At 65.5% G+C, this 20,449-nt stretch carries 17 protein-coding genes; 8 read left to right on the plus strand and 9 right to left on the minus strand.

The annotated features are described in order from the left end of the window. The first annotated feature begins 1 nt into the window (after position 1). From GGR44_RS06325 to GGR44_RS06335, 3 genes are all read left to right on the plus strand, one after another. The gene (locus GGR44_RS06325; RefSeq protein ID WP_183954613.1) at positions 2–667 is read left to right on the plus strand and encodes a hypothetical protein; all 666 of its coding nucleotides are present in this window, start codon (positions 2–4) and stop codon (positions 665–667) included. After that, positions 664–1,008 carry an arsenate reductase (glutaredoxin) gene (arsC, locus tag GGR44_RS06330; RefSeq protein ID WP_183954615.1) on the plus strand — a complete coding sequence of 115 codons (345 nt, stop codon included), beginning with the start codon at positions 664–666 and terminating at the stop codon, positions 1,006–1,008. The genes GGR44_RS06325 and arsC overlap by 4 nt, the downstream gene beginning before the upstream one ends. 104 nt (positions 1,009–1,112) lie before the next feature. Continuing rightward, positions 1,113–1,862, plus strand: coding sequence for a ParA family protein (locus GGR44_RS06335; protein WP_183954617.1), 750 nt, complete (start codon positions 1,113–1,115; stop codon positions 1,860–1,862). 22 nt (positions 1,863–1,884) lie between these two features. Here the strand turns inward: GGR44_RS06335 and GGR44_RS06340 are convergent, their stop codons facing one another. Next, a complete protein-coding gene (locus GGR44_RS06340; RefSeq protein WP_183954618.1) occupies positions 1,885–4,179 on the minus strand; it encodes a putative bifunctional diguanylate cyclase/phosphodiesterase in 2,295 nt (764 codons plus the stop codon). Between the two features lie 155 nt (positions 4,180–4,334). Then, on the minus strand, positions 4,335–6,086 hold the full coding sequence (locus tag GGR44_RS06345; RefSeq protein ID WP_183954620.1) for a fatty acyl-AMP ligase: 1,752 nt from the start codon (positions 6,084–6,086) through the stop codon (positions 4,335–4,337). 162 nt (positions 6,087–6,248) lie between these two features. On the opposite strand from GGR44_RS06345, the gene GGR44_RS06350 reads away from it, so the two are divergent. After that, positions 6,249–6,773, plus strand: coding sequence for a regulatory protein RecX (locus GGR44_RS06350; RefSeq protein ID WP_183954622.1), 525 nt, complete (start codon positions 6,249–6,251; stop codon positions 6,771–6,773). Positions 6,774–6,852: 79 nt separating this feature from the next. On the opposite strand, the gene GGR44_RS06355 is transcribed toward GGR44_RS06350, so the two are convergent. The 4 genes from GGR44_RS06355 to GGR44_RS06370 are packed head-to-tail and all read right to left on the minus strand — an operon-like array spanning position 6,853 to position 11,525. After that, entirely contained in the window at positions 6,853–7,371 is a 519-nt protein-coding gene (locus GGR44_RS06355; RefSeq protein WP_343052301.1) for a hypothetical protein, read from the minus strand. Beyond that, complete coding sequence (locus tag GGR44_RS06360; RefSeq protein WP_183954624.1) at positions 7,368–9,683, minus strand: patatin-like protein; 2,316 nt, start codon at positions 9,681–9,683, stop codon at positions 7,368–7,370. Before GGR44_RS06360 ends, GGR44_RS06355 begins: the two co-directional genes overlap by 4 nt. Before the next feature lie 42 nt (positions 9,684–9,725). Next, positions 9,726–10,430: an endonuclease/exonuclease/phosphatase family protein gene (locus tag GGR44_RS06365; RefSeq protein ID WP_183954625.1), complete on the minus strand. Its 705-nt coding sequence runs from the start codon at positions 10,428–10,430 to the stop codon at positions 9,726–9,728. Positions 10,431–10,484: 54 nt separating this feature from the next. Further along, positions 10,485–11,525, minus strand: coding sequence for an endonuclease/exonuclease/phosphatase family protein (locus tag GGR44_RS06370; protein ID WP_183954627.1), 1,041 nt, complete (start codon positions 11,523–11,525; stop codon positions 10,485–10,487). A gap of 206 nt (positions 11,526–11,731) precedes the next feature. On the opposite strand from GGR44_RS06370, the gene radA reads away from it, so the two are divergent. Together radA and GGR44_RS06380 are read left to right on the plus strand one after the other, a co-directional pair. Then, positions 11,732–13,099 carry a DNA repair protein RadA gene (gene radA / locus GGR44_RS06375; protein ID WP_183954869.1) on the plus strand — a complete coding sequence of 456 codons (1,368 nt, stop codon included), beginning with the start codon at positions 11,732–11,734 and terminating at the stop codon, positions 13,097–13,099. A 10-nt stretch (positions 13,100–13,109) separates the two neighbouring features. Beyond that, entirely contained in the window at positions 13,110–13,634 is a 525-nt protein-coding gene (locus GGR44_RS06380; RefSeq protein ID WP_183954629.1) for a CvpA family protein, read from the plus strand. On the opposite strand, the gene GGR44_RS06385 is transcribed toward GGR44_RS06380, so the two are convergent. Together GGR44_RS06385 and GGR44_RS06390 are read right to left on the minus strand one after the other, a co-directional pair. Next, complete coding sequence (locus GGR44_RS06385; RefSeq protein WP_183954631.1) at positions 13,619–14,305, minus strand: glutathione S-transferase family protein; 687 nt, start codon at positions 14,303–14,305, stop codon at positions 13,619–13,621. The genes GGR44_RS06380 and GGR44_RS06385 overlap by 16 nt on opposite strands. An 88-nt stretch (positions 14,306–14,393) precedes the next feature. After that, a complete protein-coding gene (locus GGR44_RS06390; protein WP_183954633.1) occupies positions 14,394–15,767 on the minus strand; it encodes a M20/M25/M40 family metallo-hydrolase in 1,374 nt (457 codons plus the stop codon). A gap of 178 nt (positions 15,768–15,945) precedes the next feature. On the opposite strand from GGR44_RS06390, the gene GGR44_RS06395 reads away from it, so the two are divergent. Then, a complete protein-coding gene (locus tag GGR44_RS06395) occupies positions 15,946–17,253 on the plus strand; it encodes a dicarboxylate/amino acid:cation symporter (RefSeq protein ID WP_183954635.1) in 1,308 nt (435 codons plus the stop codon). Positions 17,254–17,255: 2 nt separating this feature from the next. On the opposite strand, the gene GGR44_RS06400 is transcribed toward GGR44_RS06395, so the two are convergent. After that, positions 17,256–18,662, minus strand: a complete 1,407-nt coding sequence (locus tag GGR44_RS06400; protein WP_183954637.1) for a helix-turn-helix domain-containing protein — start codon at positions 18,660–18,662, stop codon at positions 17,256–17,258. Positions 18,663–18,805: 143 nt separating this feature from the next. On the opposite strand from GGR44_RS06400, the gene GGR44_RS06405 reads away from it, so the two are divergent. After that, a complete protein-coding gene (locus tag GGR44_RS06405) occupies positions 18,806–20,401 on the plus strand; it encodes an isocitrate lyase (RefSeq protein ID WP_183954639.1) in 1,596 nt (531 codons plus the stop codon). Positions 20,402–20,449: the final 48 nt, after the last annotated feature.

A 20,449-nucleotide genomic window follows, 5' to 3' on the forward strand; every position in this document is an offset into this window, starting at 1 on the left:
GTTGCGCAGCGTTCAGCCGGAAGGAAAGAAGGGGAGCCTCAAATGGATACAGCGCGCGGTCAACAGTCGTGCTGCATCGCTCGAGGCTCCCATCCTCGACCGGACCGGGGCAGTATTCGTTGATTGGCGCTCTCCGCTCGCCGAGGATGAATTTGCCGAATATCGTGATGCAGCCTTCCTTGAACGATTGGGCATGGTGTCATTGACGGCGCCTCTTCAGGAGTTCTGGCCATCGCATGGACCGCAATGGGACGCCTTGGCGCGGACCGACCGTGGAGACATATTGTTGGTGGAGGCCAAGGCACATATTCGCGAGATGTACTCTCCAGCATCGCAAGCCTCTCCCGGCTCCCTCGCCAAGATCATGAGGGCGCTTGATGAAACCGCAGAGGCGCTTGGTGCGAGCGCAAATCGCGCGCCATGGAGCAAGCATTTTTATCAGATGGCAAACCGTCTTGCGCACCTGCACTTTTTCCGGTCACGTGATGTTCCGGCATGGCTGGTTCTGGTCAATTTCGTCGGCGACGAAGAGATGGCGGGGCCTCGCACGCAACGGGAATGGGCTGCCGCCTATCAGGTGATGTGGCATGTCATGGGCCTTGGTTCCCGGCATCCGCTAGCCCGCTATATTATCGACATTTGCGCCCCCATCGAGGAATTACAATGAAAGCCACCATCTGGCATAATCCCCGCTGCTCCAAGTCGCGCGCGGCGCTGGCCTTGCTTCAGGATTCGGCCGGCGTTGAGGTCGAGGTGGTCGAATATCTCAAGACCCCGCCCTCCCGCGCGGAGCTGGAGGCCATCTTCGCCAAAGCCGGGATCGCCCCGCGCGACGCGCTGCGCAAGGGCGAGGATGTGGTGAAGCAGATCGGCCTCGACACTGGCGATGACGCCGCGATCCTGGACGCCATGGCCGCCCACCCGATCCTGATCGAACGGGCCATCGTGATAACCGAAAAAGGCGCCGTGATCGCCCGGCCGCCGGAAAAGCTGCTCGAAATCCTCTGATTGGGCGCCTGTCGCGCATTCATCACCGCTGCGTCACGCAATCGTAACAATGGCGTGATTGTTCGCTTGCCATAAGGGGGCTGGAGGACTTAGCCTCTGCCCCCATGGTAAAGGAACCGTCATTGGCGACGATCGCCGTTTACAGCCTGAAGGGGGGCGTCGGCAAAACCACCTTCGCCATCAACCTTGCCTGGGCGTCGGCCAGCATTTCCAAGCGACGAACCCTGTTGTGGGATCTCGACCCGCAAGCGGCGTCGAGCTGGCTGATTTCGACCGACAGCGCCAGCCGCGACGCGGCGCAGGCGATCTTCAGCAAGGATGTCGATGTTCGCAAGCTGATCCAGCCTTCGACCGTGCCGGGGCTGGACCTGATCGCCGCCGACACCTCGCTGCGCAGCCTCGACCATCTGTTCCGCGAGATGGACAAAAAGAAGCGCTTGGCCAAGCTGATCGAACGGCTGTCGAAGGATTATGAGCGGATCATCCTCGATTGTCCGCCGGGCCTCACCGAAACCAGCGAACAGGTGCTGCGCGCCGCCGACCTGATCGTCATTCCGGTCATCCCTTCGCCGCTGTCGCAACGGGCGATGGGCGAAGTCGCCCGCTATCTGGTCCAGCGCGGCGGCAGTCATGCGCCGATCATGCCGGTCTATTCCATGGTCGACCGCCGTCGCAGCCTGCACCGCAAGGCGCTGGAGGAACAGGCGAGCTGGTCGGCCATCCCGATGGCGAGCACGATCGAACAGATGACGGTGCGCCGCAAGCCGCTGGGCGCCTTTGCGCCATCGTCCCCCTCCGCGCGCGCCTTTTCGCAATTGTGGACAAATATCGAACGGCAATTGATCGGGGCCTGACCGGCGGGCCGATCCTGCCGGTTCAGCCGAGCGCCCGTCGGGGTGGCGCAAACAGCATGGCGGCGTCGCCAGCGGACATGGGCCGCCCATAATAGAAGCCCTGCACCTTGTTGCAGCCCAGGCTCCGGACCATCGCCAGTTCCGCCTCCGTCTCGACGCCTTCCGCCGTGGTCGCCATGCCCAGACTCTGCGCCAGCGTCACCACCGCGCGGATGATCGCCAGGCTCTCGGCGACATTGTTGGCCGCGCCGACCACGAAGCTGCGGTCGATCTTGATCGTGCTGAACTTCGTGCGGCTAAGATAACCGAGCGAGGAATAGCCGGTCCCGAAATCGTCGAGCGACAGCCGGATGCCCAGCGCCAGCACCTGGTTGAGCACCTTGATCGCCCCGGCATCCTCATTGATGAAAACGCTTTCGGTGACCTCCAGCTCCAGCCGATCGGCCGACAGCCCGCTCTGCGCCAGCGTCTGGGCGACCACCGTCGGGAATTGCGGGTTGGTCAATTGTTCAGGCGACACATTGACGGCCACGCGTACATCGCCGGGCCATCCGGCCGCCTCGCGGCAGGCGGTGCGCAACACCCATTCGCCGATCGGCGCGATCAGCCGCGCATCCTCCGCCACCGGAATGAACTTGGCCGGCGAAATCGGCCCCATTTCAGGGTGAGTCCAGCGCACCAGCGCCTCAAAGCCTGAAATACCGCCACCCTCCACCCGCACCACCGGCTGATAGACGACGTGCAACTGGTCCTTTTCCAGCGCCTCGCGCAGCGCCAGTTCCAGTTGGCGCCGCTCCTCGGCTTTCGCGTGCAATTGCGGCTCATAGGCGCAATGCATCCCCCCGCCCTCACCCTTGGCGCGATAGAGCGCCAGGTCGGCGCTGCGGATGATCGCCTCGGATGAGCGGCCATCGGCCGGGGTCATGGCGGACCCGACACAGGCCCCGACATAGAGCGTATCGTCCCCGACCTGATAGGGTCGCGAAAGCCCGGCGATAATCGCCTGGGCCAGGTTGGCGACCTGATGCTCGCTGACCGGCTGGGCAATGACGACGCCGAATTCATCGCCGCCGATCCGTCCGCAAAATTCGCCGCCCGCGCAGATCTGGCGCAATCGCCCGGCGACCTGCACCAGCAACTTGTCGCCCGTCTGATGACCCAGCGTGTCATTGATCGCCTTGAACCGGTCAAGGTCGATCATCAGAAACGCGCATCCCCGCCCGCGAACATCCAGGCGTTCCATGGCCAATTCCAGCGCTTCGTAAAGATGAGCGCGGTTGGGTAGGCTGGTCAGCGGATCGAAACGGGCCAGTTGCGCGATCTTTTCGGCCGACTCCCGCTGTTCGGTTACGTCGGACCCGACGCCGCGAAAGCCGATGAACGCGCCCCGTTCGTCATAGCGGGGCGAAGCGGACAATTCCCACCAGCGCCTTTTGCCGTTGATTTCGATCGGCAGAACAAGGTCGCTGAAGATTTCCTTGAGCTTGAGTTTTTCGGCCAGCATGTGCAGGCCCGGTGCGAACCGCCCGGTATCCCACGATGCCCCGGCCAGCACCTGAACCAGCGGCGCTCCCTCCAGCACCTGGGGTTCAGCGCCCAGCAATTCCGCAAAGCGCGGGGAAACGCCGCTGATCCGGCGCGCGGCATCGGTCTGCCACAGCCAGTCCGCGCCGCTATCTTCATGCTCGCGCAGCAACAAGCTGACGACCTCGGACTTTTCCTCCAGCTGCTCGCTCGTCTGCTGCTGGCGCAGGAAAGCGCGGGCCGCCAGAAGAACGCCGACGAGCAGGGCGACCGTGAAACCCGCAACCAGCGCGACCAGTTCATCACGATTGTCGCCCAGAAACATCCAGGGCGACGCCGCCGCCATGGGAATAAGAGCGCCCATCGCGCCCATCGGCGCGGTCGTGAAGGCGACCGCGGCGCACAGCATCACGCAACTGAGCAGGGTCCAAAGCGCCATGACTTCGCCGGGCCTGTCGGCATGGGGAAAGGCGACCATCGCAATGGCCCACAGGACGCCGAAAATCAGTCCCGACAGCGCCAGCCCATGAAGATCGCGCGTCGACGCCCGGGCATAATCGTCGACGTGACGCCGACGGCCAATGAATATGGGCGCAACCGTCGCCGCCAGCATCAGGCCCGTCCACCCGATCAGGACCACGCCCGAGACGGAATCATCGAACACCCGCCAGATGAACAGCAGACCAATGATATTGATGAACTGGCGCAATGGCGCGACGCGATCCGAAAAGCGCAGTTGCGCCGCCAATATCCGCTGGCCCGCATCATTTGACGGCGCCTGAAATCCCATCATGTCCCACAGGGTGATCCTGTCCTGGACAACCTCAGCCGTTGCCTGGGCCTTTCGATTCAATTCTGCGCGCGACATGCTCTGGCCTATAGAAGCAAGCCGTTAGCAATCCGTAACCTTAGCCGACCGTTAAGGCAGAATTTTGCGCCTTTCTGAACTCAGGCGGCGATGTCATAGGGACGAATTTCGCCCGACAGGTAAAGATTGCGCGCCTTCGATCGGCTCAGCTTGCCCGAGCTGGTGCGCGGCAATGTGCGCGGCGGCACCAGTTCGACGACGCAATTCATGCCGGTGATCGCCCGCACCCGCTCGCGGATCTGGTCGCGCAGCCGCGAACGCTCGACATTGTCGGACGTGCGGCAATGGACCAGCACGGCGGGCGCTTCCTCGCCCCCCGGCGTGGTGATGGCGAAGGCGGCGATATCGCCCTGCTTAAATCCCGGCAATTGCTCCACCGCCCATTCAATGTCCTGGGGCCAATGGTTCTTGCCGTTGATGATGATCATGTCCTTGGCGCGGCCGACAATATAGAGATAGCCGTCGGACAGATAACCCATGTCGCCGGTATCCAGCCAGCCATCGGCCATACAGGCGTCGGTCGCCTCCTGATCGCGGAAATAACCGACCATCAGCGACGGACCGGTGGTCCACACCTTGCCGATGCGGCCTTCGCCCAACGGGCTGCCATCCTCGTCGCGGATCTCGACGATCATGTCGCGCGCGGGCTTGCCGCAATTGACGATGGAGCGGAAACGCTGCGGACGCCCCTCGGCGGCATGGCCGCCCGACAGGTCGGTTTCCTCGACCAGTTCGACGATGATCCCCTCGCCCGGCGGCATGATGGTGACGGCCAGCGTCGCTTCAGCCAGGCCATAGCTGGGCAGGAACGCCTTGGGGCTGAAACCCGCGTCGGCAAAGGCGTCGACGAAGCTCTGCATCACGTCGGGGCGGATCATGTCGGCGCCATTGCCCGCCAGCCGCCAGCGCGACAGGTCGAAACGGTCGGCCGCCTTGGTCTGGCTCGACATGCGCCGCGCGCAAATGTCATAGCCGAATGTCGGGGAGTAGCTGATCGAGGTGCCCTGATTGCGGCTGATCAGGTCCAGCCAGGCGAGGGGACGCCGGGCGAAATCTTCGGTCTTCATATAATCGGCCGACACCTGGTTGGCGACCGGCGACAGGAAGCAGCCGACAAGGCCCATGTCGTGATACCAGGGCAGCCAGCTTATGCAGCGGTCGCTCTCCACCACTTCCATGCCATGGCTGTGTGCGCCCAGATTGCTGAGCAGCGCATGATGGGTGACGGCGACGCCATGGGGAAAGCGGGTCGACCCGCTGCTATATTGAAGATAGCAGATTTCATCGCCTTTCGCCTGCGGCAGCGCGCATGGCGCGGCTTCGCGCGCGATGAAATCCTCGAACGCGATGCTCTCGACATTCTTCTGGCGCCCGGACTCCCCGGCCATTTCGGCTAGTTCCTTCGGAAACAGGAACAGCATCGGGTCGCAGCTCGACAACTGGACGTTCAACTGGTCGATATAGCTTTCCTTGCCGCCAAAGCTGGTCGGCAGCGGCAGCGGGACGGGCCAGCCGCCCGCATAGACGATCCCGAAGAAAAGCTGCGCGAAATCCGGGCCGGTTTCAGCCACCAGGGCAACGCGGTCCTGCGGCTTCACGCCATGGGCGATCAGGCGATGGGCGCAGGCAATGGCGTCGGCCCGCAGTTCGCTGAACGGATAGGGCCGCGTCAGATTGCCGCGCGCATCATGGAAATTCAGCCCGCGCGCGCCCTGCGCCGCATAATCCAGCGCCTCGCCCAATGTCTCGAAATCCGAAAAGCGCCGGGGCAGCGCATCTTCGGTCGGCGTGGGCAGAATTTCGGCGTTGGTCATGGTCAGCGAACCCGTCATATTGGTGTCACCCAATGGTCTTCATATCTTGTGCGCGGCCCGCTAGCATCTTTGCCTGCGCGGCGCACGGATTAATAAGGGGACGCTTCTAGCGCATAAGGCGCGTTCAAAATCCGGCCCGACTGTGGCATAAACATGGCGCGCGGACGGGAACGGAACGACATGACAACAAAATGGCCCCGTCCACCGCTGAATGATGCGTCGTTCCGCGAGCTCGCGCTCCATTATGCCGCGCGCTACGCCACCAGCAAGGCCCGGTTGACCGCCTATCTGCGCCGCAAGCTGAAGGAACGCGGGTGGGAAGGGGAAGAGGCGGCCGATCCCGATGCGCTGGTCCAGCGCATGGCCGATCTGGGCTATGTCGACGATGCCGGTTTCGCGCGGATGAAGGGCGCGTCGCTCTCGCGGCGCGGCTATGGCCCCCGCCGCATCGCCCAGGCGCTGACCGGCGCCGGGATCGTCGGCGCCGACCGGGCGGAGGCGGAGGAGGAGGCAAGCGCCGCCATCTGGGCCGCCGCCGACGCCTTTGCCCGACGAAAGCGGATCGGTCCCTATGCGGCGTCGCCGCCCGACCGCGACCAGCGCGAAAGGATGATCGCGGCCTTCCTGCGCGCCGGGCACAGCCACGCCACCGCCCGCGCCTGGGTCGACGCGTCGCCGGGCGACCCGCCCGACCCTGATCGCTGACCAGTATTGGCGATGCTCCGGCATCCGCCAACCCCGCATCGCGCGCGTCGGAACCGCCTGTGCCGGAAGCGACCGGCGATCAGGGGCGGAGCGCGGTTTCTATCTGGCTTTCATAAGGGGCGAGCGCCGCGATCACGTCGGGGTCTGCCGCATAACGCTGGCGCAACCGGGCCAGCCGCGCATCGGTGCCGCTGCACAATTCGCGAATGCTCTCGTTCAGATAGGCCCTGCGCTCCGCATCGAATGGCTCCTCGCCCCGGAAATGATCGCAACCGTCGCGGTCGACCATGAAGGCGGTCACCTCGGCTGGAAAGGGCATGACTGGCTCGACGATATTCGACGCGGGCAAATCGACCACGGCGACGGGCGCGATAGGCGTCGCGGCGTTGTGGGCGATGTCGGACGCGATGGCCGGGATGACCCGAACCTCCGCCCTTGGCCTGGGCGGCGCGGGCGCGACGCTGCTTTCAACCGGAGCCGCCGCTACCTCCGGCCGTTCCGGGCCGCTCTGTTGCTCCGCCTGCTCGACCGACGAATCGTCGCATCCCCCGACAAGCAGGGGCGACAACATGGCGGCGAGGATCAACAGACGCTTCACCCGATCTCCCTTCGCAGGCTGGCGATCAGGTCGGCCGCATGGCGCAGCCTTTCCTCCTCCTCATCCAGCACCGCATGGAACGCCTTTCGCCTATAACCGTCAACGGCGTCGGGTGGAAGGCGACTTGCTGCGGGCATTGCCGAAATCACGATGTCCAGAAGTCGCTCCACTCCGTGCAAACGCCCCCACAGATAGTCATTTTCGCGATAAGCCCGGCTGAAGAAGGCGCCGAAATTGTTGAACTCGATGCCCTTCAGCGTCGCCTCCGCGCCGCCAGACCGAATCGCGAAACAGTCGTCGGGCGAAATCCGGTCAACCTTCACCGGATCATATTCGTCCAGCGCCTCGCCCTGAAGCAGCGGCAGGGTGGCGATATCGTAAAAGGGAAAGCCGAGATAGGCGAACAGCATCGTCCGCCGATCCTCCTTCGGCAAATCGCGCAGGGCGTCGCACAACAGGGCGTCCGCCGCCTGATCGCGCTGGCGCAGATCGCGCGCGGCGGCCACTGCGGCCATCGCCGCCGCCGGATCATTCAGCGCATCGCGGCACGCCGCCCTCACGTCTTCGCCGTAAAAGGCCGTGCCCTCGCATTCGGCATAAAGGGCCAGCCCGGCATAGATGGCGTCATGCACCGCTTCGATCGCGGTTTCATCGGCTGCGCTGCTGATCTCCAGCGTTTCGGCCAGGCGCCGCGCCAGAAAGCGCAAGCGGCGAATGCGAAAGGCCAGATCCTGCAACCGGAAAAACAGGACCGGGGGGGAAGTCGGCGACAGGTCGCCAGACAGATTATCGGCCCCGATGGCGCGCACATGATCCCATAGGGCGCGCCGCACCTGTTCGCGATTCCCGCCGCCCTTCTCCTCGCCCAGACCGCAGACCAGCCGACTGAGCCCCTCGACGATGCCCGACAGCTTCAAATGACCATAAGCGGGATAGGCGAAACCGGCGGCGTCGGCGGCGCGCTGCTGCGCCTTGGCGCGCCAGTTCGACAGGCGCTGCGTCGTCGGCCGGTCGAGGAACAACATCCCCCCGATGGCCGCTTCCACGTCGGCCTCGATGGTCGGGCGCAGCGCGGCAATGATCCGCCGCATCCGCCGGATCTGGGCCGAATGTCGATCTATGGCCTCCAGATTGTCGCGGATGGGCTGTTCGCGCGGAATGTCGCTCATCGCGCCCAGCAGCGTTCGCAGGAAACCGGGACCAGCAGGAGCGCCGCCCTTGTCGGCGCGGTTGAGCTGGATGGAGCGGCGACCGGGCTTGGGGTCGATATAGACGAAGCGCCGGTCGACCTCGCGCCGGGCCGGACGATTGCGCAAGGCTCCGATCGCGGGCGCAAAGGGCGCGTTGGCCAGCACCGATCCGTCGATCAGCGCCGCGTCGTCCGCCAGCCCGTCGGCCGCGCGGCGCGGCAGGATGCGGCGCAGAAATGCGTCGCGCCCCGGCCATGCGCGATGGCGGCGCAGCAGCACCCCATCCATTTCGCGCGCGGTAAAGGGCGGGAAAGCGCCGGGGAAACTGGATGTCGCCCGCGCGGCGAAGGCCAGTTCGACCGGGTCGGCGAAATGCCTCTCACCCCGCCCCCGTCCCTGGAAACTGATCGACAACCGGTGCTCCGTCTCCAGCACCTGCGGCGGGCTGTTGAGGTTCAGCCTTTCGGGATGGCCGTCAAAATCGGTGACGGTGACGAACAGGTCGAGCGGATGCCCATCGGGCAACAGCGGCGGCCCGCATGGCGCGCCCGCCATGGCGTCGAATGCGTCGAGCAGCATCGCCAGCAAGCCTTCGCCGCCAAAGGGCGGTTCGAACCAGCGTGAGCGGATGAAGCTGGACAGCTTGCGCCGCACCTCCTCGCGCGTTTCGGGCGACACCGTGCGCTCCACCGTGTCGCCCGGCCGCCGCGCCGCCATCCAGACCAGAGGCTGCGCCCAGAATTTGGTGAAGCGCCGCGTCGGCCGCGCATCGGGGTCAAGCAACTGTTCGACATCGGCCCGTTCCAGCCACATGTCCGTCAGCGGATCGAGCGACTGGCCGGTTTCGATCGCCTGCGCCAGGAAAATGCCGTTGATGCCGCCTGCGCTGGCCCCGGCGATGATGTCGGGCATGATGCGCAGCCGCGTCCCGCTCTCTTTCTCCATCACGGCCAGCAACTGATGATAGACGCCCTGGCTGCCGCTGGCGGGGGCCTCGCCCTCGTGAAAGGCGCGACTGGCGCGGGCCAGCCGCCATATCTCTTTGGTGATGCCGTGCATGTAGACGGCCAGGCTGATGCCGCCATAACAGACCAGCGCCAGCCTCAATTCCCTCTCTCTCATGGAACAGAACGTCGCAGAGGCCGGCGCGATTGTCGAGCGGGATCAGGCGGTGGCAAAGTCCGCCCATACCGGCAGATGGTCCGACGCGCGCCGGGCGGCGGCGCTTTCATGCACACCGCTGTCGATCAGGGTCAGCCGGGCGCAATGCATGATGCGGTCGAGCCGCGCGACCGGTCGCCGCGCATGGAAACTGCGCCCACAGGCCGCAAAGCGGTAATGGCGGGCAAAATCGGCCAGACAGCCGCGCTGCGCGCTCCATTCGTTGAGGTCGCCCATCAGCACGGTCGGCATCGCTTCGCCCTGCGCCGCCGCATGGACGATGGCCGCCGCCTGTCGCCGCCGCCACAGGCCCGACAAATCAAGGTGCATCCCGAATGCGCGCATGGCGACGCCCTTCACCCGCACCTGCGCCATGGTCGCGCCGCGCGGCTCCAGACAGGGGAGGTGAATGACGTCAAAGGCGTCGATCTCGACATCCTTGCGCACCAATATGGCGTTGCCATGCCACCCCATGGAATCGAGCTGGATATTCAGCGGCACCGGCCGATAATCGCTTTTCGCCTCCATCAGCCAGGGCGGGATGGCGGCGGAACGTACGCCGAAACGGCGGTCCGCCTCCTGCAAGGCCACGACGTCGGCGTCGACCTCCGCCAGCACCTCCAATATCCTTTCGGGCATGCGGCGGCGGTCGGTGCCGATGGCCTTGCGCATATTATAGCTGGCGACGCGAATCCGGGGCTTGGGCATCCCCCATCCATGCGCCAGCCGCCGCGCGGATTCCAGTGCATCCTTTCCCCTATGTCATTGAAAGCGGTAGACGACCTTCAACCCCATATGGTCGGATAGCGGCTTTTTGCCCTGCCCCGGCTTGAACATCACTTCGCGCCCGACGACGTCCAGATGCACGCCCGCAGGCGCGGAGAAAAATTGCCAGTCATTGGCGTGGCGCAGCGGCACATTGGCGGGAATCGCCGCCGGCCCGTCGCACTCGTCCGGCGTCTCGCGGCACAGCGGCGCATATTTGTCGCGCCCCATGGCGGTCGCCACCTTCGCCTTCTTGTGGCGGATATAGCCCATCAGCAGTTCGAGCCGCGCGGGCGAATGGCCCATGTTGAAATCGCCGGCATAGATGCTGACGGTGCGCTGATAGTCCGGCCGGTCGGTGAAATCGGCCAGCGCGTCGATCTGACGGGCATAGGCGACGCGGTTGACCGCTTCGGGCTGGCCGGACGGATTGCCGCTGTTGAGGTGGGTGGCGACCACCTGCACGGGCGCGGACACGCCGGGCACATCGACCCGCGCGGCCAATATGCCCTTGTTGGCCAGGCAGTCATATCCCGCGCACGCACCGCGCGGGAAGGGCGTGTGGCGGACGGCGCTCAGTCTGTAATCGGACAGCAGCACAAGGCCCGATGACATGGCGGGGCCGAAAGCCTCCCCCTTCCAGAACGAGCGATCGGGCGAAAATCCGGCCAGTTCAGGCTGAGCGTCGCCGCTCTCCGGGCCGAAGGCGGCATAGCGATAGCCCGCCCGCGCGGCGATGGCGCGCGCTTCGGGAGTAAACGCTTCCTGCAACACGACCACTTGCGGCGCGGTGCCGTTCGCGCGCATCCGCGCCAGCGAATCGCCGATCGCGGCCAGCGCCCTTGGCCGGTCGAATGCGGCTGGAAAAGGCAGGCCGTTCACATTGTAGGTCAACACCGCCAGTTGCCCGGCGGGCAGGCGGCTTGGCGCGGCGGCAAAGCGCACTGGCTGCGGTATCGTATCGGAAATGGCGGGCGAAAATCCGGCGAGCGCAACCGCCCCCAGAGCCAGCGCCGCCAGACGCTTGCGGTTCAACATTGGACCCTCCCTTACGAGAAGGGCGAACGCCTGCAACCAGCGCCCCCAACGCCCTTCCGATCCGGGTCTATCCATTAACGCTACGGAACGTCAGGGCGGTGACAGGTCGATGCAGTGGGGATGACGGGAATGCGTGGGAATTATGACAGCGGGGGCGCTGTCATCAGCCCCCTTGCGTTCCCTCTATGTTCCTTTATGACGGCAACATGGCCAAGGCAAAGCGCAAATTCGTCTGTCAGGACTGTGGATCGGTCTCCAGCCGGTGGCAGGGCCAATGCGAGGATTGCGGCGCATGGAACAGCATTGTCGAGGAAGCGGGCGAAACCACCTTTTCCGCCAGACATGATCTTCAGGGCGGCGGCCGCGCCATCACCCTGACCGCGGTCGACAGCACCGTCACCCTGCCCGACCGAACAAGCACCGGCATCGCCGAATTCGACCGGGCGCTGGGCGGCGGTCTGGTCGCCGGGTCGGCGACGCTGATCGGCGGCGATCCGGGCATCGGCAAATCGACCCTACTGCTTCAGGCGTCGGCGCAGGTGGCGCAGCGTGGCCGGAGCGTCGCCTATATCAGCGGAGAGGAAGCCGCCGATCAGGTGCGCCTGCGCGCCCGGCGGCTGGGCCTCGGCAATGCGCCGGTGCAACTGGCCAGCGCCACGTCGGTGCGCGACATATTGACAACGCTGGGCGAAGGCCCGCCGCCCGCCTTGCTGGTCATCGATTCCATCCAGACGATGCACAGCGACCTCATTGAGGGGGCGCCGGGCACGGTCAGCCAGGTGCGCGCCTGCGCCCAGGAACTGGTGCGTTTCGCCAAGCAGCGCGGCACCGCGCTGGTGCTCGTCGGCCATGTGACCAAGGATGGCAGCATCGCGGGGCCCCGCGTGCTCGAACATATGGTCGACACGGTGCTGAGTTTCGAAGGGGAACGCAGCCACCAATATCGCATCCTGCGCGCGATCAAGAACCGCTTTGGCGGCACCGACGAAATCGGCGTCTTTTCGATGGTGGCCGAGGGGCTGGAGGAAGTCGCCAACCCCTCCGCCCTGTTCCTCACCCATCGCGACGAGAATGTGACGGGCGCCACCGTGTTTCCCGCGCTGGAGGGCACGCGGCCGGTGCTGGTCGAAATCCAGGCGCTGGTCGTGCGGCTGGCGAGCGGGGCGACCCCCCGACGCGCGGTGGTCGGGTGGGACAACGGGCGGCTGGCAATGATCCTGGCCGTGCTGGAGGCGCGCTGCGGGCTGAGTTTCTCGACCTGCGAAGTCTATCTGAACGTCGCGGGCGGATACCGCCTGTCGGACCCGGCCGCCGACCTTGCCGTCGCAGCGGCGCTCATTTCCGCGCTGTCGGAGCGGCCCTTGCCCGCCGATGTCGTGCTGTTCGGCGAAGTCGCCCTGTCGGGCGAGATCCGCCCGGTCGCCCACGCGCCGCTGCGCCTGCGCGAATCGGCGAAGCTCGGCTTTGGCCGCGCCTTCGTGCCCGCCGCCGTCAGCGACGGGGTGAAAGGGATTTCGCTGTCGGGATACCGGACTTTGGCGGCGCTGGTTGACCAGATGCTCGGTCGCGGATAGCGCACGGGGCATGACCGCGCTCGACATCTTCGTGCTGCTGCTGCTGATCGGCGGCGGCGCCATTTTCGGCCTGCTGCGCGGCTTCGTCACCGAAACGCTTTCGCTCATCGCCTGGGTGGCGGGGATTTTCGCCGTGCGGCTGTTCCACGCATCGGTCGCGGACCTGCTGACCCCCTTTGTCGGGACGGCGGGCGGCGCGGCGATCCTGGCGCTGGCGCTGGTCTTCGGCGTCACCTTCACGGCGGGCAAGCTCATCGCCCGCGCCATTGGCCAGCGGACCCGCCAATCGGTGCTGGGGCCGATCGACCGGGTGCTGGGCGGCGGCTTCGGCGCGGTCAAGGGGCTGATCGGCGCGACCCTGCTCTTCCTCGCCTTCACGCTGGTTTACGACACGCTTTATGGCAGCGGCGCAGCCCGGCCCGAATGGCTGGCAACCTCGCGCACCTTCCCGCTGCTCAACGCCAGCGGGCAGGCGATCAGCGATTTCGTGGCGGAACAGCGGAAACAGCCCGCCAAGGCTCAGACCGCGCGATAATCGGCGATGATGCGGCCCGCCGCACCGATCTCGGCCTCATGGCTGTCTTCCCGCCAGGTTTCGGCCAGCGCCTGCCTTTCCCATTCGCGCATCGCGGGCAGCGCCAGCATATGCTCGACCCAGGCCGTTCCCGCCGGGCCGACATCCAGCCGATAGGTCCGCACACGAAAAGCCACGGGAGCAAAGAAGGCGTCGACCAGCGAGAATTCCGGCCCGGCCAGGAACGGCCCGCCAAAGCCGTCCAGCCCCTGCCCCCACAATTCCGCCAGCCGCGCGATGTCGCGACGCAGGGCGGGCGAATGCTCATGCGGCTCGACGCGAACACCGACATTCATGGTGCAATCGTTACGCAGCGTCGAGAAGCCAGAATGCATTTCCGCCGTGGCGCACTGCGCATAGGCGCGCTGCGCCTCGCCCAGCGGCCACACCCCCTGATGCCGGTCAGCGAGGTACAGGCCGATGCCCAGCGAATCCCACACCGTCCGCTCACCGTCGATCAGCGCGGGCACCTGCCCGGTGGGGGAGAAGGATCGGAAGGCGTCATAATTGACCGGCGCGGCAAAAGGCTCGATCCTGTCGACAAAGGGAATGCCCAGCACGGTCATCAAAACCCATGGCCGCAGCGACCAGCTCGAATAATTCCGGTTCGCGGTAATCAGCGTATAGGCCATGGCTTTTCTCCCGGTTCTGGCAGGCACGGCATAGTCGGGAAGCCCTTCCGGCAACAGCCGGTTTTGCCGCCTGATTGATAAGCCCTGCTTATTTGGCGAGCGCCTTCAGCATGGCCTCCCACTGCCGTTGCGACGCCGCGATGCCACCGGCGGGCACGCGCTCGTTCAGGCCATGGGCAAAACCGTCGCTCGCCTTGGTGAACAGGGTGGACACGCCATAGCTGGGCACGCCCAGCGCCCGGAAATAGAGGCTGTCGGTCGCCCCCGCCGACATGGACGGGGTCACCGACAGGCCGGGGAAGCGCGCCCGCACCGCCGCCTCCACCGCGCTCGTCACGTCGCGGCGCAGGGGTGAGGCGTCACTGGCGGTCGCGTCGCCGACCTGGGTGATGGCGGCGGTCGGATCGGCGACGATCCGGGTCAGTTCCGCCTTCACCGCGTCGATGGCGACGCCGGGGAAGATGCGACAATTGACCTGCGCCCGCGCGCTTTGCGGCAGGGCGTTGAGCGCATGGCCCGCCTGCGCCATCGTCGCGACGCACGTCGTGCGGATCTGCCCGACAAATTCGGGATAGGTGGACAGCAGCGCGGCGGCATCCTTGTCCTGCGTCGCGACATAGCGGCGCATCGCCTCGCCCGCCTCCCCGCCGATCCGCTGCGCCGTCAGCGTCAGCGACGCGCGGGTCAGTTCGTTGATCATCGGCGCAAACTCGTAATCGGCGATGCGGTCGATGGCTTTGGCTAGGCGATACAGCGGATTGGTCGCCGTCGGCGCGCTGCTATGGCCACCCGGATCGGTGAAGGCGATGTCGAAATCGGCATAGGTCTTCTCGCCCGCCTGGAGCAGGTAGAGCACCGGCGCGCCATCCTCGCCCAGCAGGCCGCCGCCGCCATCGCCATTCAGCGCCAGTTCGGCCTCCTTATACTGCGCCGCCAGCGCGCGGGTCGTGCGCATCGCGGTTTCCTCATCCCCCGACAGCAGCAGCTTCACCGTCCGGCGCGGCTTCCACCCGTCCTTTTTCAGGCCCGCGAGCACCGTCACCATCATGGCGACGTCATATTTGTTGTCTTCCGACCCGCGCCCGAAAATATAGCCATTTTCCTCGACCGGGACGAAGGGATCGCGGGTCCAGTCCTCGCGCTTCGCCTCCACCACATCCATATGGCCCAGCATCAGCAGCGGCCTGAGCGAAGGGTCGCTGCCCGGAATCGTCGCGGCAAATGTCGCCGTCCCCTCCATCGGCGTGATGACGATGTCGGCATCGGCGAAACCGGCGGCCTTCAAAACCGACGCATAATAGGCCGCCAGCGCAGGCACCTGCCCCCCACCCTCGACCGTGCGAAAGGCGATGGAGCGCATCAGCACATCCTTCCCCAATGCCGGGTCGGGCGCGGCATTGGCCAGCGCAGGGCACAGGGCCAGGGCAGCGACGGCGCCAGCCAACACGCGCTTGAAGGTCATCGAGGGGCAACTCCGATCCATTGGAACATCGCCCGCTTCTGGCATGGTCGCAGCCCCTCGCCAATGCGCCATTTCGCCGCCGCCGCTATCGGCGCTTGCAGGGGCGCAAGAAAGCCTATCGCGCAATGATGTTTCAAGTTCACGATATAGTCGATCCAAACCAGCGGCGGATCATCCCATGACCATCCCCTATCGCAATTTCGGTTTTCAGGTTCTCGTCGGCATGGTCGCCGGACTGGCGCTCGGTCTGCTCGCCCGGTCCATCGGCGCGGGGCCAGATGGCGAACTCAACATGCTGGCGACGACGCTCAAGACGGTCGGCGCCATCTTCGTCTCGCTGCTGAAGGCCATTGTCGCGCCGCTGGTGTTCCTGGCCATCGTCGCCAGCATCGCCAATCTGCGCGCGCTCGACAATGCCGCGCGGCTGGCGGGGCAGACCCTGCTGTGGTTCGCCATCACCGCGCTGATCGCGGTCGTCATCGGCCTCGCCATCGGCATCGTCGCGCAGCCGGGCGTCGGCCTGTCGGGCGCAGCGATCCCGGTGGAGGAGCCGACATCCTTCGGCGGCTGGCTCGATTTTCTCAAGGGGCTCGTGCCCGCCAATGCCCTGGCCCTGTCGGCCAGCACAAAGATCGCCGCCGACACCGGCGTCGCCACCACCAGCCTGTCCTTCAACATCCTGCAATTGCTGGTCATTTCCATCGCCGTCGGTCTCGCCACGATCAAGGTCGGGGAACGGGCCGAACCCTTCCTCGCCTTCGTCCGCTCCATGCTGGCCGTCGTCCGCGCGCTGCTCGGCTGGATCATCCGCCTGACGCCCATCGGTTCGGCGGCGCTGATTGGCACGGCCATCGCCACCTATGGCTGGGGAGCGCTGGCGCAACTGGGCGGCTTCACCGCCGCCGTTTATCTAGGTCTCGCCATCGTGCTTTTGGGCGTCTATCCCGCGCTGCTGCTGCTCCATGGCCTCAAGCCCCTGCCCTTCTTCGCCAAGGCATGGCCCGCCATCCAGCTTGGTTTCGTCTCCCGCTCCTCGGTCGGCACGCTGCCGATGACCGAAACGGTGACGGAGCGCATGGGCGTCGACCGCGCCTATGCCGCCTTCGCCATCCCGCTTGCCTCCACCACCAAGATGGACGGCTGCGCGTCGATCTACCCCGCCATCGCCGCAATCTTCGTCGCGGGCTTCTATGGCATTCCGCTGGGGATCGCGGACTATGCGCTGATCGCCTTCGTATCGGTCATCGGATCGGCGGCGACGGCTGGCTTGACCGGCGCGGTGGTGATGCTGACGCTCACCCTGTCGACCCTTGGCCTGCCGATGGAGGGCGCGGGACTGCTGCTCGCCATCGACCCGATCCTCGACATGGGCCGCACGGCGGTGAATGTCGCGGGCCAGGTGCTGGTCGCCACCATCGTCGCCAAACGAGAGGGGATATTGGACGAGGCCGCCTATGCCGGCGGAGCGCCCGCCCTCCCGGCCTGATCCTAGCCATCACTGAACCCGAAGGGCGCGTGGCTGCGGCGATAATCGTCGGGCAGCATGTCGCGCCCGATGGGCGGGGCCGACCGGGCCATGCACCGGCCGCGATGGCACAGGCGACAGGTGACGCCGATGGGCGTCGGCTCGACGGGCGGCTGCCCCTGGGTGTAGATCAGCCGGTCGGCATGCTCCGCCGCGCAGCACAACGCAATCGCCCGCTCCACGCGCGAGGCCCCCCAACCGCCGCCGCCCGCCGTCACCGTGCGCGCGATCGAAAAGAAACGCTGTCCGTCGGGCAATTCCAGCCATTGGGTAATCACCTCGCGCGGCCGTTCAAAAGCGCGATGCACCGACCAGAGCGGGCATGACCCGCCATGGCGGGCAAAGGGAAAGCCCGCGCCGTCCAGCCGCTTGGACACATTGCCCGCCGGATCGACCCGCAGGAAGAAAAACGGCACCCGTTCCTGCCCCGGTTTTTGTAGCGTGGTCAGCCGATGAGCGGTCTGCTCAAAACTCGTGCCGAACTGCCGGGCCAGCGCCTCGACATCATAACGGCGCGCCTCCACCGCCCTGGCAAAGGGGGTATAGGGCATCAATATCGCCGCCGCGCCATAGCTGGCCAGCGCCCGCCGGGTCAGCCGCCGCCCGCTTTCGCTGGCGAATTGGCCGTCCTTCAATATGGCGTCGACATCCTTGCGCATCTCCAGATAGGCGATTTGCAGGGCCAGCTGAAACTGGGTGCTCGCCCCGTCCAGCGCATCGTCCAGCAGCACGGCGTCGCGGTGCCGGTCCAGCCGCCGCATGGAACCGGCCATGACATCGGTTGGCAGGCGGCGAACGCGCAGATTATGCCGCGCGCGCAGCCATCCGGCGAAACCGCCCGTCTCCTCGACCTGCGCCGCCAGCCGTTCGGCGGCATCGTCCAGCGTTGGGAAGCTGTTGCGCCTCGCAGCGATGAAGCGACGCGACTCGGCGACCGGATCGGCGGCATCGCCCGGTTCTTCATTCTGCCCGCCCTGCGCATCCTTGTCGGCCAGCGCCAGCTGCTCCTCGCGATAGGCGGTGTGCAGGCGAATGAGCGCCTCGGTCACGCCCGGATAGTTGACCGCCACATCCCCCGTCGCCAGTTGCGGCAGGTCGATATCCGCAAACATCGGGTCTTTCAGAACCGCCTGCAACCGCGCCGTCTGCTCCGCGCCGCCATCCCCGGCCAGTTCGCTCATGTCCATCTTGTATGTGCGCGCCAGCCGCAACAGCATGTCGGCGGTCAACGGCCGCTGGTTGCGCTCCAGCAACGCGACATAGCTGGCCGAAATCTCCAGGTCGGACGCCATATCCGCCTGTGTCAGGCCCAGTTCGCGGCGCAACCGGCGCAGCCTTGGCCCCATATAAACCGGCCGGTCCTTGGCCATGGCGCGACTCCCTTTGTGTTGCCTTTACAACTTTACACCAGATTTTTGTAAAGATCGACAACTGAACTTCACGCACCCTGCCGCAATGCACAATCGGGGTTTAGGGCGCACCCATCCCCTTCAAAGCCACCAAGGATCGACACATGACCTACCAGCAGGAAATCGCGACCGCCGATGCACTGATCAGCGGCCAGAGCGCATGGGACGGCATCGCCCCGGAATCGGTTGCGCGCATGCGCCTCCAGAACCGTTTCCACACCGGCCTCGACATCGCGCGCTACACCGCGAAGATCATGCGCGCCGACATGGCCGCCTATGATGCCGATCCGGCCAACTACACCCAGTCGCTGGGCTGCTGGCACGGTTTCATCGGTCAGCAGAAGCTCATTTCGATCAAGAAGCATTTCGGCACCACCAAGGGCCGCTACCTGTATCTGTCCGGCTGGATGGTCGCCGCGCTGCGCAGCGAATTCGGCCCCCTGCCCGACCAGTCGATGCATGAAAAGACCAGCGTTCCCGCGCTGATCGAAGAACTCTACACCTTTCTGCGTCAGGCCGACGCCCGCGAACTGGGCATGATGTTCCGCGACCTCGACGCCGCCCGCGAAGCCGGTGACGAAATCAGGGCCGCCAAGATCCAGCACGCCATCGACAATCACGAAACCCATGTCGTCCCCATCGTCGCCGACATCGACGCGGGCTTCGGCAATGCCGAAGCGACCTATCTGCTCGCCAGGAAGTTTATCGAAGCGGGCGCCTGCTGCATTCAGATCGAAAATCAGGTTTCCGACGAAAAACAGTGCGGCCACCAGGACGGCAAGGTCACTGTTCCGCATGAGGACTTTCTGGCGAAGATCCGCGCGATCCGGTACGCCTTTCTCGAACTGGGCGTCGACGACGGCGTCATCGTGGCGCGCACCGACAGCCTGGGCGCTGGCCTCACCAAGCAGATCGCCTATGTGCGTGAAGCGGGCGACATTGGCGACCAGTATAACAGTTTCCTCGACTGCGAACCGGTCGATGCGGCCAATCTGGGCCATGGCGACGTCATCATCACCCGCAACGGGCAACTGGTGAAGCCCAAACGCCTGCCCAGCAACCTTTTCCAGTTCCGCGCCGGCACGGGCGAGGACCGCTGCGTCCTAGACTGCATCACCGCGCTGCAGAACGGCGCCGACCTGCTGTGGATCGAAACCGAAAAGCCGCATATCGGCCAGATCGGCGGGATGGTCAGCCGCATCCGCGAAGTCATCCCCAACGCCAAGCTGGTCTACAACAACTCGCCCAGCTTCAACTGGACGCTGAACTTCCGTCAACAGGTGTTCGACGCCTGGGCCGAAGCGGGCAAGGATGTTTCCGCCTATGATCGCGCCCGTCTGATGAGCGTCGATTATGACGCCACCGACCTCGCGATCGAAGCCGACGAACGCATCCGCACCTTCCAGCGGGACGCGGCGGCGCAGGCCGGCATCTTCCACCACCTCATCACCCTGCCGACCTATCACACGGCCGCGCTGAGCACCGACAACCTCGCCAGGGAATATTTCGGCGAACAGGGCATGCTGGGCTATGTCAAGGGCGTGCAGCGCCAGGAAATCCGCCAGGGCATCGCCTGCGTCAAGCACCAGAACATGGCCGGTTCGGATATTGGCGACGATCACAAGGAATATTTCGCCGGCGAAGCCGCGCTGAAGGCGGGCGGCGCCCACAACACCATGAACCAGTTCGCCGCCGCTTGACAGTTTAGCGGCCCATCCGCGCCGCTTCACGAGCCTTCCCGCGGGGGC

This window comes from Sphingobium fontiphilum (assembly GCF_014196635.1).
Classification (GTDB): Bacteria; Pseudomonadota; Alphaproteobacteria; order Sphingomonadales; family Sphingomonadaceae; genus Sphingobium; species Sphingobium fontiphilum.

Excerpts from the sequence above, each read along its gene's own strand:
- GGR44_RS06360 (WP_183954624.1), bottom strand. The coding sequence starts at position 9,683 with ATGAGAGAGAGGGAATTGAGGCTGGCGCTGGTCTGTTATGGCGGCATC.
- GGR44_RS06385 (WP_183954631.1), bottom strand. The coding sequence starts at position 14,305 with ATGGCCTATACGCTGATTACCGCGAACCGGAATTATTCGAGCTGGTCG.
- GGR44_RS06390 (WP_183954633.1), bottom strand. The coding sequence starts at position 15,767 with ATGACCTTCAAGCGCGTGTTGGCTGGCGCCGTCGCTGCCCTGGCCCTG.
- GGR44_RS06405 (WP_183954639.1), top strand. The coding sequence starts at position 18,806 with ATGACCTACCAGCAGGAAATCGCGACCGCCGATGCACTGATCAGCGGC.
- GGR44_RS06340 (WP_183954618.1), bottom strand. The coding sequence starts at position 4,179 with ATGATGGGATTTCAGGCGCCGTCAAATGATGCGGGCCAGCGGATATTG.
- GGR44_RS06395 (WP_183954635.1), top strand. The coding sequence starts at position 15,946 with ATGACCATCCCCTATCGCAATTTCGGTTTTCAGGTTCTCGTCGGCATG.
- GGR44_RS06370 (WP_183954627.1), bottom strand. The coding sequence starts at position 11,525 with ATGTTGAACCGCAAGCGTCTGGCGGCGCTGGCTCTGGGGGCGGTTGCG.
- GGR44_RS06345 (WP_183954620.1), bottom strand. The coding sequence starts at position 6,086 with ATGACGGGTTCGCTGACCATGACCAACGCCGAAATTCTGCCCACGCCG.
- GGR44_RS06350 (WP_183954622.1), top strand. The coding sequence starts at position 6,249 with ATGACAACAAAATGGCCCCGTCCACCGCTGAATGATGCGTCGTTCCGC.
- GGR44_RS06400 (WP_183954637.1), bottom strand. The coding sequence starts at position 18,662 with ATGGCCAAGGACCGGCCGGTTTATATGGGGCCAAGGCTGCGCCGGTTG.
- GGR44_RS06380 (WP_183954629.1), top strand. The coding sequence starts at position 13,110 with ATGACCGCGCTCGACATCTTCGTGCTGCTGCTGCTGATCGGCGGCGGC.
- arsC (WP_183954615.1), top strand. The coding sequence starts at position 664 with ATGAAAGCCACCATCTGGCATAATCCCCGCTGCTCCAAGTCGCGCGCG.
- GGR44_RS06365 (WP_183954625.1), bottom strand. The coding sequence starts at position 10,430 with ATGCCCAAGCCCCGGATTCGCGTCGCCAGCTATAATATGCGCAAGGCC.
- radA (WP_183954869.1), top strand. The coding sequence starts at position 11,732 with ATGGCCAAGGCAAAGCGCAAATTCGTCTGTCAGGACTGTGGATCGGTC.
- GGR44_RS06335 (WP_183954617.1), top strand. The coding sequence starts at position 1,113 with ATGGTAAAGGAACCGTCATTGGCGACGATCGCCGTTTACAGCCTGAAG.